Source organism: Limosilactobacillus avistercoris (assembly GCF_014836425.1).
Classification (GTDB): Bacteria; Bacillota; Bacilli; order Lactobacillales; family Lactobacillaceae; genus Limosilactobacillus; species Limosilactobacillus agrestimuris.
In genome coordinates this window covers 23,587-35,752 of sequence record NZ_JACSQW010000009.1, presented here as the reverse complement: position 1 = coordinate 35,752, position 12,166 = coordinate 23,587, and the positions used below count along the sequence as shown (strand labels likewise).

The following is a 12,166-nucleotide window of genomic DNA, read 5'->3' as shown; positions in this document are numbered from 1 at the left end:
TTATTTCTCCTTCGTTCCAGTAATTTTTGCAGTTGCTTTCCCATCATTAAAGTGAAGGGTAATCTCTTGATTGTCTTCTAATTCTTTAACCGTATTAACAACAGAGCCATGGTAGGTTACATATGTATATCCCCGACCCATAATTTTTAAGGGGCTCAGGGAATCTAATTGTTGAATTAAACCCGTTAATTTCTGTTGGCGTTGTTGCTGACTATTCTTGGCACTATTTAACAATCGATTTTGAAGCTGATCAACTTTTTCCTGAGAACGCTCAATCGTATGTTGCGGAGAAACAGCTTGAAGGCGCCCCTGCAATTGTTGAACAGTACTCAAACGATCTTTTACCAAGTTCCTAACATTATTATTTAGCGTCTGCGTCAGTTGATCTAACTTTTGTGCATAGTTCTCGTATAGCCTACTTGGTTGTTGAAAAATATAGCTTTGTAATTGCTTTTGTAACTGTTTCCGGTCGAAATTAATCAGATTTTTCATCGTATTGTTCAACCGGACTTGATCATCCTGAAGGGCCATTAATACATCAGCAAGCCGGTTGGGTGTCGCTAATTCTGCGGCAGCGGTAGGAGTTGCGGCCCGTTGATCAGCAACTAGGTCAGCAATGGTAGTATCTGTTTCGTGACCTACCGAAGAAATTACCGGAATTTGACTATCTGCAATCGCTCGCGCAACAATTTCCTCGTTAAATGGCCAAAGATCTTCTAGCGATCCACCACCACGACCGATAATCATCGTGTCAAAATTCCCCATCTGGTTAGCACGATTAATTTGGCGTGCAATATCTGCAGCGGCTTTATCCCCCTGAACAACAGTTGGGAATAAAACTACTTGAGCAATTGGGTAACGACGGCGAACCGTGGTATTAATATCACGAATTACGGCACCATCCAAACTAGTTACCACAGCAATTCTCTTCGGAAATTGGGGAATTGGTCGAGGAATCTGATCAAATAGTCCCTCAGCCCCTAATTTCTTTTTCAACTGTTCAAATTGAAGGTAGAGAGCACCAAGTCCATCTGGTTCCATCCGTTCAACATAGATCTGATAGCGTCCACTCTTTTCATAAAGTCCAATATGACCAACTACTAAAATTTTCATTCCTGTTTCCGGGCGGAAGTTTACTTTACGAAATTGACGTTCAAACATTACGGCATCAATAACCGCATTTTCATCCTTAATACTAAAATATTGGTGACGCTGACGAAGCCGAAAATTTGAAAGTTCCCCAGTTAAATAAACAGTTTTCAAATAAGGATCTCGATCAAATTTTTGCTTTAAATAACTTGTCAGCTCACTAACTGTTAGGTACTGACTTCTATCCATTATGACTCCACTCCGTAAGATCAACAGTTTGTTCCATTAATGATGCAATTGTCATTGGTCCAACACCACCCGGAACTGGTGTAATCATCTTTGCCACTGGTGCAACACTGTCAAAGTCAACATCCCCAGTTAACGTTTTATCCGCTAACTGGTGCATCCCAACATCAATCACCACTGCACCCTCCTTTACCATTTCGCCAGTAACCAGGTGCTTAACTCCCGCAGCAACAATTAAGATATCCGCCTGCTTAGTTAATTCTGTAAGATTTTTAGTATGGCTATTGGCAACTGTTACGGTTGCGTTAGCGTTTTCAAGAAGAGCAGCCATTGGCTTACCAACAAGGATACTTCTTCCAATTACAACAGCCCGAGCTCCGTCCAGGTTTACTTGATAATGTCTTAACAGCGTCATTATCCCCCGCGGTGTACAACTAACAGGGTAGTTTGCATTCACGTTATTATATAGGCAGCCAACGTTAAAGGGATGGAAACCGTCAACGTCCTTTCCAGGATCAATTGCGTTTAAAAGCTCATCCCCATCCAAATGTTTAGGAAGGGGTTCTTGAATAAGAATCCCGTTAATATTTTCATCCGCATTAAATTGACGAATATCATGTAGCAATTCATCTTGACGAATATCTTCTGGATAAGTTGAAAGGACAGAATGGATCCCCAATTTTTTGGCCTTTTTATCTTTCATTCGCGTATAAATCTTACTTGCTGGATCATCACCAACTAAGATTACCGCTAATCCAGGAACAATTCCTTCACTAGCTAATCGTTTTACCCGCTCTGCAGTGTTTTCGTTAACCTCTTTGGCTACGGTACGACCATCAATTAATGTTGCCATTCTGCCATTCTCCTTTTCCAGTTTGACTAAAAATATTTTACCATATCAATGCGAAGAGAAGTTTAAAGGAAAAAAGAGAGTTTGCGTTTTCTTTCGCACCCTCTCTTTCTCGCAAAATTATTTTAGGAGAACTATTTGTTTTCCTTTGCTTCTAGTTGACGTTCAAATTTTCCTAATGCACCATTAATAAATTTACGGGACTTATCATTACTATAAGACTTTGCTAATTCCAATGCCTCATTAATGGCAACAACAGTTGGAACCTCACTCACAAATTGAATTTCGTACAAGGCTAACCGTAAAATTACTAAGTCAGTTTGAGCAAGACGGTTAATTTCCCAGCCACTCGCTAATAATTGACTAATCTGTGAATCAAGCTCTTCTTGGTGTTCGCTAACACCTTCAACCAACGTTTGTAAATAGGCCGGAATTTTATTAGGATGATTTGGTAATGAATCATAAATGTCAGCCAACGTTGCATCTGGGTTTGATTGCTTAGCAAATAAAATTTGAAAAGCTTCTTCACGAATTACATGTCGGTTAACCACCATTACTTTTCACCAGCCTTATCATCATGTTCACCAAAAATATCGTCTGGATCAACCGTTTGTTCTTCCTTCTTTTGAACAATTCCTCTGACGTGAATGTTAACCTCACTAACATTCAAATCAGTCATCAAGATTACTTGTTGCTTAACCCGATCTTGAATCTTTGCAGCAAGCTTAGGTACAGATACACCGTAATCGATATAAACATCAATATCAATAATTAAATTATCATTCTGGTTTGATAACTTAACACCACGACGCTGATCAGACCGTCCTAATAATTCACCAAAACTATTGGAGAGCGAGCCATACATCTTTGAAACACCGTCAATTTCACTTGCAGCAACCCCAGCAATAATTTCAATAACACGAGGTGCTACTTCAATCGTACCAAGAGATTGATCTTCACTGCTTAAGATGATCTTTGAATCTTCTGCCATTGTAAGTCCTCCATTTGTAGTATTTCAGAAATCTGACTACTAAATTAAGTTAGTAATCCCGTTCTTTATCGAAGTATCTCATTATTATTTTGCACTATCTAATAGAAAAAAGCAACAATCCCATTAGCTAGTTTTAAGCGAGAAACGCTCTATCAATTGTGAATGACGATTGTACCAATCATGAATTACCAAATCAACCTTACTAGTTTGGAAGTCACCAAATTCGATATTACGAAAATCATTAACCTCATTTAAGAGTGCTTGCGGATGAGTAAGTTTTTTATTAAATCTCACTACTGTTGCATGACCAGAAAACGTTTCGTACCGTTCATCTAAAATCAACCCATTTTTGAGAAGATTTTTTCTCAAAGCGTTACGAAGCTGTTCCAATTCTGAAGAATAAAAGCCCTTAACAAGGATTGCTCCTGGACTACAAATTAATCCAGCTAAATGCCAGTTAATAGTGCCAACATTATTAACTGTTTCTCGGATAACTTGTTGATAGTTAACTAATTCTTCTTTACTTAAACAAAGTTCCGGAACTGCACGCCGAATATCCATCACAGTAATATGAATAGTATCCACCGCATAATAATACTGAAATGGCTCTAGTTGTTTAAGATCGTTTAAGATAAAGTTAATGTTTCTGGTAACATGAGCTGGCAAGTGCACAAGTAAGGTTAATCCTCGCCGGGTATCAGTCTTTAACATTTGTAAATTAAGGTCAACCTGTTCACAGTGAGCACTAATTTTCTGTATTCCCTGAGTTTCAATACGAGAATAAAGTTGATTTAGTTTATCCATTTATTAGTCCTTAACAATAATCAATTCTGTCGGCGCAGTCGTAATTACTTCAGCACCCCCATGGGTCACGACAATATCATCCTCAATTCGGACTCCGCCAATTTCAGGAATATAAATTCCCGGTTCAACTGTAATTACCTCGTTATTCTTTAAGGTAACATTTGTTGCCCCTGGGGCGTAAGTTGCCGGAAGTTCATGAACGGCTAAGCCAATACCATGTCCCATCCCGTGGTTAAATTCATCACCATAACCAGCTTCTTCAATTAGTGAACGACCCGCGGCATCAAGCTTGTTACCGTGAGCTCCCACTTTTGCCTTTACTATTACTAATTCACGGGCTTCATTAACGATCTGGTAAACGTCACGAAGTTCAGAATCAATAGAACCAACCGCAAAAGTTCTCGTCATATCAGCGGTATAACCATCAAGGTAATAACCAAAGTCTAGTGTAACTACATCGCCGTCCATGATTAATTTATCTGAAGCAGTAGCATGGGGCTTTGCTGAATTAGCACCACTAGCAACAATTGTCGGAAATGAGGCAGAAGATGCGCCATGCATTTTCATCCAGTAATCCAGTTTAATTGCCAGTTCACGTTCAGAGATACCAGGATGAACGATTGATAAGACGTATTCAAACCCAGCTGATTGAAGTTCAGCCGCTGCTCGCAATTTAGCAATTTCAGTACTGTCCTTAATTAAACGCATGCGTTCGATCAAGTGATGAAATGGTACAATATCAGAAGTCATCAATTCGTCGAAAACGTCAAAAAGTTGATAAGAAATTGAATCTTCAAAACCAAGAACCGTTAAATTAAGGCCTTCACAAATTTTATTAACGGAACCATAATAATCACGACTAATCGTTGCAACAACCTCATCAGATTCAAATTCTTCTAAAGCAAGTTGGTAACGATCATCAGTAATTATAATCGCATTTTGGGGAGTAATCAGTAAACAACCATCTCCCTGAAGAAGGTTAAATCCCGTTAAATAATAAATATTCTTTTGGTCAGTCACCAAGAAAGCATCAATGGCCAATCGTTTGAATTTCTTTTGTAACCTACTAATTCTTGTCATTGATTTTAATCTCCTATGTTAGTCTTGATTTTATTATATGCATTTTGGACAGTAATTAATTAATTTTAAACTAAAAAAGACTGAACCATTAAAGCTCAGTCCTTTTTTAGTTATTCGGCAATTGGGTAAACAGAAACCTTCCGCTTGTCACGGCCGAGACGTTCAAACTTAACACGACCAGCAATCTTAGCGTAAAGAGTATCGTCACCACCACGACCAACGTTTTCACCTGGGTTGATGTGAGTACCACGTTGACGGTAGATGATTGATCCAGCCGTTACGATTGAACCATCAGCAGCCTTAGTACCAAGACGACGACCAGCTGAGTTCCGACCGTTAGCAGTGGAACCACCCCCCTTGTGGTGAGAGAAGAATTGCAAATCCATAATCATAATTGTTCACCTCCAGCAAATAATTTTAATTTTCAAACATTTTAACCTCAATGTTTCGAGGGTAACTTTCCGTAATATCACACATTCCATTAAAGAATGTTTGCATAATAACTTGAGCATCATGAGCCAAGCTAATATCAGTAACTTTGAGAAAGCCACCATTATTATCATCACTATCAACTGCTGCAGGAGTCTTTGCCACTCTTTCTAAAGCATTAATAGTGGATATTGATAAAGCAGATGCGGCTGCACAAACGATATCCTGGCCATATGGACCAGCATCAGCATGCCCCTTCATCTGAAAAGCGGTAATTTGGTGATCCGAATTAAAATTAAATGATACCCGAATCATTACTTACCTCCGCATTAAGCATTGATCTTGTTAACAGTAACCTTAGTGTATGGTTGACGGTGACCTTGCTTAGTGTGGGTGTGCTTCTTAGGCTTGTACTTGAAAGTAACAACCTTCTTTTCCTTACCTTGCTTGTCAACAGTTCCTTCAACTGATGCACCATCAACTAATGGAGTACCAATCTTAGTGCTGTCGCCACCGACAAAAATTACTTGATCAAAAGTAACCTTGTCACCTTCCTTAGCATCAAGCTTTTCAACGTAGATAGATGAACCTTCTTCTACCTTGTATTGCTTACCGCCAGTTACGATAATTGCGTACATAAATTTGTGCACCTCCTTAATTCTAAGACTCGCCGAACCAAGCAGCGTACTGCTTTAAACTTGGCAGCGTGCGGTTGTAGTTGTTGGGTCACAAATACAACATTTGCATAATATCAAAGATTACTTCGTTAGTCAACCATAACTTCACTAATGGCACAAAAAAGAAAAATGACTGTTAAATTATTCCCCATACATGGTTGCACGCAGTACACAAAGGGCTCTAGTATTCGGTAAACCCGAACGCTAGAGCCCTCTTTGTGCTTGCGGGGGTTCCCAGAGGCTAGTTTCGCTTCGAAAAACGAACTAGCAAGCTAGTTTTCCTCCCACAATTTAGATTCGTTAAATATCCTGTAATGCCGACTCAGTTTCGTGGCTAAAGAAGTTAAGCAAAAGGACATTATTAGAATCTAGCCGTTCGAGCATCTTCCCAACGCTTTGTGTCATGTAACGTGATGTATAAATCATTCCGTCTTTCAGCCAATGACTTATCAATCCAAGAAGTGCCGAATCAATGAAGGAGATCTGCAAATTTAGTGGAACTTCTGATTGTTTGTCTGGTTCAGCTACCGCAGCATAATACTTTGATAACTGATCGGATAAGCGATCATAAAGTTGTTCGTAAAAGAAGTCATTTCTCTTATTGTTCAGTAATACATCAAAAATATCAGCTTCACTTTCAATGTACTGAAACGCCTTCTGGAGTGAGAATACCTTCACCGGTTGCCCTTTAGTAAAACTAAGGTCCTCACTCTCTACCATCACTTGATCAAAGAATTCATCAAGAAGTTCATTGATTGCCGAATTAATGAAATCCTTCTTATCTTTATAGTGAAGGTAGAAAGTTCCTCGGGTGATGTTGGCGGTTTCAGTAATTTTTTGAACGCTGATGTCTTCTAACTTTTCTCTTCGCATCAGATAAACTAACGCTTTGCGAAGACTATTACGAGTCTTCACTACACGTGGATCCGTCTTATTACCTACCATAAATCATCATCCCTTCGATTTCAGCTTAAGTTCCCCTCGCTTTCGTACTTCTACTAATTTAAAGTATAGGTTCAGAATCCATCCCCGTCAAACTATAAAAACAATAATTTTATAAAAAAAGCAATATCTTGTCAAATTGTATTGACAATTTGGGTAACGAAATTATATACTTAAGTCTGTCTGAAACGGTAGCTCAACTGGATAGAGCATCGGTCTTCTAAACCGAGGGTTGAGGGTTCAAGTCCCTCTCGTTTCATCAAAAGTGTACAAAGAGCCTATTATATTGGGCTCTTTTTTTATTTTACATATAGATTTTGTACTAAAGGAAAATTAGTGTTTTTTAAAATTACAGTAATTCTTATTTTCTAAGTTTTTCCTAATGACCATTTAAATTTAAGATTTACTCACTAATATTAATTAAATTATTTTTTATTTACATATGATTAACTTATCCAACTAAATACAAATATCCATAATAATACTTTATTAAAACTCTTCTCACTTTGGTTAAAATTTGCTGGGAAACTAAGCTCAAAATATGTATCACAAGATAATTAAAAAGAAAATAGCATTTTATTATTCAGTCTTGTTATGGAACAAAATACCTACTTTATAGAAATAAAGTAAAAAAATTAATAATATTTATTAACTAAAGAACATATTTTAAATATTTGATAAAGATTAAGCATTTTCATTACTTATTAATTGCAAAATAATTAAAAAGTCTAATAATAAAAATAGAGAATGCTTTTTGAGGTGATTAATCATGTTACCATTCTTTGTTATTATCATAATTTTAATTGGTTCAGTTGTTGGTCAAATTATGTTTGGTAATAAAAACAGTGATGATGACCAAGCGACTGGAAAGCATGTTGCTTCTCGCAATAGTTATAATAGTCGGAAAGCATGATCGTTTTCAATTCAACAAAAGAGGACTAGCAAAAAGCTAGTCCTCTTTTTTACTATTCTTTAACCCATCGATTCCGCTGTTGCTTAATTAGTTCTTTATATTTAGTACTGATCTCCTCACTACTAAATCCTAGATCAACTAATCCCCACTTTATTAGGAGGTGCCAAGCATGACGGAAGCTTTCTTGACGATGATTATAATAAGCATCGTTAAGAAAATGTTTAATTGCTAAGTATTGCTTGTTAAGTTCAGCAAGCTTTTTTGTTGGCTCAGTTCGGTTAATTAAGTCCCACTGTTTTTGATCCATTACAATCAAATGAGTCCATTGCTGTTTTGCACTAAAAAGCAAAAATAATTCAAGTGATTTTAAATAATGTTCAAACGAGCCTTGGACGTTTTCAGCTGGATGATCAAGCACATCAAACCACCCATCACTATTTGCTAGTTTTGCCAATTCAACATCCAAAGCAACAAGAATTGTTTGCTTACGCGCTTCGGGACCAATTTCAAGTTGCTTTGCTTCGTCAACATCAAGCTCCAAATCAATTACCTGATGCAATAATGTTGTCCAATTAATCATTTCTTTCTCCTTAAGCTAATCCTCAACAGTTGACTCAGTCGTTACTGATTCTTCCTGCTCTTCTCGTTCATCATCAGCAAACATCAGTGGATCAGACTTAACAGCCAGTGAATCACGGTTACTTAAGTACCAATCACGAATAAGCTGGTAGTGAAGGAGCAAATCGAAGAACGAAACTTGGTTATTAGGATCATGAACGGCAAAGAACCATTGTTGACTATAATCGTCAGGATCAAATGAGAGTTCAAGATTTACCTGCCGATCAAGCCTTAATTCAGCACCATTGTTTTTCGGCAAGTTAAATAGCATATAATCATTTTCTGCCGTAGCAACAAATAGTCGGTCAATTACTGTTAATGATAATTCTGGCTTAGCCAAGTCATAGTGCTGTTCATTATTTGTCCCAAGGATCCCCCGATCAATTACAAAGTCTAAATCATCATGAAGAACTTGAGCAAAAAGTAATAGTGGCTTGATTGCCGAACGCAAATCAAGGTCAGAATACTTCTTCAATCCTTTAATAATAAAATAATTAACCAATGCCTTATTGTTAAAACGAAGCATTTGGTGTTCAAGGCTCAGGAAAAAAAGGGGTTCATTATCATTTACATCCGTAAAAGCAGCATTTCCTTCTGCATCTTTAGTAAAGTGAAATAAGACATTTTCACCTAACGAAGAAATTGTCGCATAAAACCGGTGACTAGTAGGATCTTCCGTAATCTTTAATTCTTCGTTGGAATGCATTTCCAATAGCCGTCCCATCAAGAGCAAGTAATAGTCTGCAACTTGATAGTGTTGAGGAAACTTAACAAATGCATCATCCAAGTCTAAATTAACCAATTCATCCGTAGCAGCAAGAAGATCATGAGCATCATCAGTTTGTGCAAGTTTGCTTAACAACTTGACATAGTGTTGACCAATTTCTAACCCATGCTCAAATGAATGAGCTAACGCATTTAATTGTTCAGATGGTTGATTCAACATTCGATTATTGTTCATCATCTGTCACCTGCTTTTCCCCATCGTCAGATAAACTCTTAATATAATTAGCATATAAATTCCGATTAGCTAACTCAAAATCCTCAAAGGAACTAAAAGTATCTAAAATACTCTTTTGTTCATAGCTCAAAATTGTATTTTCTTTTGAAAGTGAGAGAACAACTTGCTCATTATCCTTTATCGTTTGTGCAGCTGTCCGTGCTTCTTCCTCTTCATCCTCTAGTTTTTGAAGAGCATCCAACAGGTTTTGTCGACTCTCTTTATTTTTACTACTTTCCCAAATCCCTGAACGTGAACTAACATCCTTTAATTGCTCTTGCAATTTAGCCCGCTTTTCTTCTCGTTCACGTTGATGATCAATCAAATCCTGTAACCGATCATTTTCTGCAGAGATTTTATCAATTTTATCACTGTTATAACGCTTATTATTATGTGCTAATTCAAATGTCTTTTTTAATTTATCATACTCATCATCATTAAACAGGAAGCGAACATTAAGGACATCTAATTCCCCAAATTCGCGGCGATCCCACCAATTACCAAAATAGATCCGGTAATGTCCAGTCTCATATTCTTCATAGTAAAAGAATGGGTACTTTTTTCCTAAATAGTTAATCAAATTAACACTCAAGAAATTACTCAAATAATTAGTAATATCGTCAACCAAGCTCATTACACTTTGATTATTTGGTTGTTGTTCACGATGTTCAATCTCTTTAGCGTAACGTTGAGTATCTAGTAATTGATATATTTTTTTATCGTGGTGATCTTTGACTGCTTCTTCAACCTGACGTAAGAAGGAAACCTTTTCTGAAATTCGTTGATTAATAATCCCACTCACATCACGAGCAGCCTGTTCGTGTCCTGAATTTGCCATTGTACACCGCTCCTCACTTTAATAACTAGTTTTTATCTTAATCGACTTGCGGCAATATTTAAAGAACTTCATAAATTATTGAAGAGTTTCTTTACATTTAGTTTCCGATTGTTGATTTTAATAAGAAATGGATTATAATAAAATATATAGATATAACACGTATGTGGAGTATCTATGTGTTGTCGAAGCGTTTCGAAAAGAGGCGAAGTTAAATGGCACTTAGTAAGCAAGAACGTAAGGAAATGGCTCGTAAAGCCATGGAAAAGCGTAGCAGCAAGAAGCTAGATGGTTCTGGTTTTGCAAAGATTGATGCTGACGCCAAGAAGCTGAGCAATTAACTTTTTTTGAAGCAATTTACTCTTTATTCAAGAGGCTTAATCAAAGCCTCTTGAATTCTTTTAAAAATAAATTAAAACGGCTCAGGATGTTTAACAATGCGAGGTATCCTGAGCCATTTTTTATTCAGTAGTTATTCTATTGCCGTGCAGCATTAACGTACTTTTCTAATCGATCCATTCCCTCTTTAATCTGGTCCATGCTAGTAGCATAACTAAAACGTAAGTAGCCACTACCACCCTTACCAAAGTAGGAACCTGCAGTTACAGCAACTCGGGCCTTTTTTACAATATCATAGACAATTTTTGTATCATCCTGTTCTAAGAACTTAGGAATTTTAGCAAAAATATAGAACGCACCCATTGGACGACTACAGTCAAAGCCCATTGCTGTGAGCCGTTCTTTCATGTAATCACGGCGTTTAATGTATTTTGCGTCCATTTCCTTTGTGGCTGCTGTTCCACCCTTTAAGGCGGCCTCGGCGGCATCCTGAGTAAAGGTAGCAACGTCTGTCATTACAAAGGAATGAACCTTGAAGATTTCACTAGTAATTTCTTCCGGTGCACAGAGATAGCCAATCCGCCACCCCGTCATGGCATATGATTTTGAAAGACCATTTGTGAGGATCGTTTGTTCAGGAAGAGCTCGAGCCATCGACGCATAGCCACCGTCATAAATTAATTCACTGTAAATCTCGTCACTGATAGCAAAGATTGGCTTCCCCTTAATTAAGGCAGCAAGAGCATTTAATTCATCTTGGGTGTATGCAATCCCAGTTGGGTTAGAAGGATTAACAAACACAATCCCCTTCACCCGATCGCCATACTTATCCAAATAGGATTTCAGTAACTCAGGGGTCAACTTAAAGTTTGTCTTTGATGTATCAATTTCAACGGCAGTTCCACCCGCAATAACTGCATCAGGACTATAAATCGAAAAAGTTGGTGTTGGTACTAAAATAACATCGCCCGGATTAGTAATCGCAGTAATAGCTGAATAGACCCCCTCTGTTACCCCATTAGTAATTAAAATCTCGGTCTTAGGATTGTAATGAAGATCATAATTTTCAGCTAAAAAATCAGAAACTGCCTTTAGAAGCCCCGCAGTGCCCCGTTGTGGTGCATAGTGGGTTCGGTTATTTTTGATACTCTGAATCGCTGCATTCTTAATATATTCTGGTGTATTAAAGTCTGGTTCACCAATTGTAAACTTAATCACATCATCAAACTGTGAAGCATAATTACTAAATTCAAAAATCTTTAACTTTGGAACGTTATTTAACGCCTTTCGCATATATTGTTTCATTTCAACCATTTCTTATAACCTCGTTTTTAATTGATCGTCTTTTATTAG

General features: G+C 37.4%; 16 protein-coding genes, 1 tRNA gene and 1 other annotated feature. Of the genes, 3 read left to right on the top strand and 14 right to left on the bottom strand.

The window, feature by feature from the left end:
* From xseA to H9564_RS04625, 10 genes are all read right to left on the bottom strand, one after another.
* A complete protein-coding gene (gene xseA, locus H9564_RS04670; RefSeq protein ID WP_191684360.1) occupies positions 1-1,338 on the bottom strand; it encodes an exodeoxyribonuclease VII large subunit in 1,338 nt (445 codons plus the stop codon).
* Positions 1,331-2,188 (bottom strand): bifunctional methylenetetrahydrofolate dehydrogenase/methenyltetrahydrofolate cyclohydrolase FolD, encoded by an 858-nt coding sequence (folD, locus tag H9564_RS04665; RefSeq protein ID WP_191684359.1) that lies wholly within the window; start codon positions 2,186-2,188, stop codon positions 1,331-1,333. Before folD ends, xseA begins: the two co-directional genes overlap by 8 nt.
* Before the next feature lie 131 nt (positions 2,189-2,319).
* Positions 2,320-2,739: a transcription antitermination factor NusB gene (nusB, locus tag H9564_RS04660; RefSeq protein ID WP_191684358.1), complete on the bottom strand. Its 420-nt coding sequence runs from the start codon at positions 2,737-2,739 to the stop codon at positions 2,320-2,322.
* Positions 2,739-3,176, bottom strand: a complete 438-nt coding sequence (locus tag H9564_RS04655) for an Asp23/Gls24 family envelope stress response protein (protein WP_191684357.1) — start codon at positions 3,174-3,176, stop codon at positions 2,739-2,741. Before H9564_RS04655 ends, nusB begins: the two co-directional genes overlap by 1 nt.
* 123 nt (positions 3,177-3,299) lie before the next feature.
* Positions 3,300-3,980 (bottom strand): 2'-5' RNA ligase family protein, encoded by a 681-nt coding sequence (locus H9564_RS04650; protein ID WP_191684356.1) that lies wholly within the window; start codon positions 3,978-3,980, stop codon positions 3,300-3,302.
* Positions 3,981-3,983: 3 nt separating this feature from the next.
* On the bottom strand, positions 3,984-5,060 hold the full coding sequence (locus H9564_RS04645; protein ID WP_191684355.1) for a M24 family metallopeptidase: 1,077 nt from the start codon (positions 5,058-5,060) through the stop codon (positions 3,984-3,986).
* A 110-nt stretch (positions 5,061-5,170) separates the two neighbouring features.
* Complete coding sequence (rpmA, locus tag H9564_RS04640; protein WP_191684354.1) at positions 5,171-5,452, bottom strand: 50S ribosomal protein L27; 282 nt, start codon at positions 5,450-5,452, stop codon at positions 5,171-5,173.
* 25 nt (positions 5,453-5,477) lie between these two features.
* A complete protein-coding gene (locus H9564_RS04635) occupies positions 5,478-5,804 on the bottom strand; it encodes a ribosomal-processing cysteine protease Prp (protein WP_191684353.1) in 327 nt (108 codons plus the stop codon).
* Positions 5,805-5,818: 14 nt separating this feature from the next.
* Positions 5,819-6,127: a 50S ribosomal protein L21 gene (rplU, locus tag H9564_RS04630; RefSeq protein ID WP_191684352.1), complete on the bottom strand. Its 309-nt coding sequence runs from the start codon at positions 6,125-6,127 to the stop codon at positions 5,819-5,821.
* Between the two features lie 15 nt (positions 6,128-6,142).
* Positions 6,143-6,213, bottom strand: a sequence feature (ribosomal protein L21 leader region).
* 253 nt (positions 6,214-6,466) lie between these two features.
* Complete coding sequence (locus tag H9564_RS04625) at positions 6,467-7,111, bottom strand: TetR/AcrR family transcriptional regulator (protein ID WP_191684351.1); 645 nt, start codon at positions 7,109-7,111, stop codon at positions 6,467-6,469.
* A gap of 182 nt (positions 7,112-7,293) precedes the next feature.
* On the opposite strand from H9564_RS04625, the gene H9564_RS04620 reads away from it, so the two are divergent.
* Positions 7,294-7,367: transfer RNA gene (locus H9564_RS04620), tRNA-Arg, on the top strand.
* A 510-nt stretch (positions 7,368-7,877) separates the two neighbouring features.
* The gene (locus tag H9564_RS04615; protein WP_191684350.1) at positions 7,878-8,021 is read left to right on the top strand and encodes a hypothetical protein; all 144 of its coding nucleotides are present in this window, start codon (positions 7,878-7,880) and stop codon (positions 8,019-8,021) included.
* Positions 8,022-8,073: 52 nt separating this feature from the next.
* Here H9564_RS04615 and H9564_RS04610 read toward each other — a convergent pair whose 3' ends face one another.
* The 3 genes from H9564_RS04610 to H9564_RS04600 are packed head-to-tail and all read right to left on the bottom strand — an operon-like array spanning position 8,074 to position 10,477.
* Positions 8,074-8,601, bottom strand: a complete 528-nt coding sequence (locus H9564_RS04610) for a hypothetical protein (RefSeq protein WP_191684349.1) — start codon at positions 8,599-8,601, stop codon at positions 8,074-8,076.
* A 15-nt stretch (positions 8,602-8,616) separates the two neighbouring features.
* The gene (locus tag H9564_RS04605; protein ID WP_191684348.1) at positions 8,617-9,603 is read right to left on the bottom strand and encodes a hypothetical protein; all 987 of its coding nucleotides are present in this window, start codon (positions 9,601-9,603) and stop codon (positions 8,617-8,619) included.
* Positions 9,590-10,477 carry an exonuclease SbcC gene (locus tag H9564_RS04600; protein ID WP_191684347.1) on the bottom strand — a complete coding sequence of 296 codons (888 nt, stop codon included), beginning with the start codon at positions 10,475-10,477 and terminating at the stop codon, positions 9,590-9,592. The genes H9564_RS04605 and H9564_RS04600 overlap by 14 nt, the downstream gene beginning before the upstream one ends.
* Before the next feature lie 212 nt (positions 10,478-10,689).
* Between H9564_RS04600 and H9564_RS09255 the strand changes: the two genes are divergently transcribed.
* Positions 10,690-10,815 (top strand): hypothetical protein, encoded by a 126-nt coding sequence (locus tag H9564_RS09255; protein ID WP_263600659.1) that lies wholly within the window; start codon positions 10,690-10,692, stop codon positions 10,813-10,815.
* A gap of 136 nt (positions 10,816-10,951) precedes the next feature.
* Here H9564_RS09255 and H9564_RS04595 read toward each other — a convergent pair whose 3' ends face one another.
* Positions 10,952-12,127 (bottom strand): aminotransferase class I/II-fold pyridoxal phosphate-dependent enzyme, encoded by a 1,176-nt coding sequence (locus H9564_RS04595; protein ID WP_191684346.1) that lies wholly within the window; start codon positions 12,125-12,127, stop codon positions 10,952-10,954.
* Positions 12,128-12,166 lie beyond the last annotated feature (39 nt).